Below are 1,267 nucleotides of genomic sequence, written 5' to 3'. Positions count from 1 at the left end.
GCATTCGTTCGTGTGCGCGATGGATTCGTATGCGAACGTGCCGCGCTACACGGCGTGGCTCGCGCGGCAGGATCTCACGCCGGTCTATACGTACCTGAAGCGGATGCTGCAGTTCCTGCAGTGGCAGGCTCTGCAGCACGGCGCCGCCGCCGACGCGCAGCCGCTGGTGGGTGCGCGTGATCGAGATCCGCTTGATCGAATCGATGACGTTCAGGTGCGGTGCGTGTTCTTCGTAGGCGACCGGCGCGGTGAGGGTGTGGACGCGCACCGGGTGCAGCGGCAGGCGCCAGCCGAGCCGGTCGAGCAGCGGCAGGCTGCCGGCGCCGGCGGCGACCACGATCGCGTCGGCGGAAATCACGTCGACCTCGCGTGCGTTCGACGCGCGCCGGTCGCCGGGCGGGACGAGCTCGACCGCGGCGCGGCCGGTGTCGACGCGGATCGCGGCGACTTCCGCGCCGAAGCGGAACTGCACGCCATGCTCGTCGAGCGTCTGCTTGACCAGTTTCGCGAACAGCGGGCAATTCCCGGTGCGTTCGGTCTCGAGCAGCACGCCGCCGGCGAAGCCCGGCTCGGCCGGCACCGACGGCTCGAGCGCCGCGCATTCGTCGGCGGAAAGCAGGCGGTACGGCTGGTCGAGCGTGCGCAGCAGGTCGAGCGCGGGCTGCATCGCGTCCCAGTCGCGCGGATCGCGCACGACGTGCAGGATGCCGGGCTTCTGCTCGAATTCGAGTTCGAGGCGCGTCTCGATGTCGGCGAGCGTGTCGCGCGACGCGTCGATCAGCGGGCGCAGCCGCGCGTACTGGGCGGCGAACGCGTCGGGCTCGCGCAGCGTGCCGAGCTGCTTGACGAAGCGGCGCACGCCGCCGTTGAAGCCCGGCTTGTAGACGATGCCGCTGTCGCGCGGCTGGCGCTGGCGCATGAAGGTCGGGCCGAACCAGACGTCGAGCGGGCTCGGCAGCAGTGCGCCGCCGTCGCCGTAGGTCGCACCCTGCGCGACGGTCGCGTGGCGTTCGACCACGCATACGCGATGGCCGGCCGCGCGCAACTGGTAGGCGGTGGCGACGCCGCTGATTCCGCCGCCGATGACGATGACATCCATGGATTGCTTCGATGACGGGCGGCGCGCAGGCGCCGCCCGGTGAGAATTCGCTGAGGGCCCCGGCCCGGTGAACCCGGAATGATAGCGCCAAAATCAGGGGAACCGGCGCCGGGCGAGCACCGACTGTGCGGCCGCGCCACGGCCGCCGGCTGCCGCGCCCGCGCGGGA

At 71.6% G+C, this 1,267-nt stretch carries 1 protein-coding gene; it reads right to left on the bottom strand.

The features are described 5' to 3' along the window. The coding region (locus G3O06_RS48325; protein WP_241020632.1) for an FAD-dependent oxidoreductase at window positions 1-1,099 on the bottom strand (1,099 nt) is incomplete at its 3' end. Window positions 1,100-1,267 lie beyond the last annotated feature (168 nt).

It is taken from the genome of Burkholderia sp. Ac-20345 (assembly GCF_017104825.1).
GTDB lineage: Bacteria > Pseudomonadota > Gammaproteobacteria > Burkholderiales > Burkholderiaceae > Burkholderia > Burkholderia lata_B.
The sequence above is the reverse complement of the archived record's forward strand: the minus strand, read 5'-3'. Positions and strand labels throughout refer to the sequence as shown.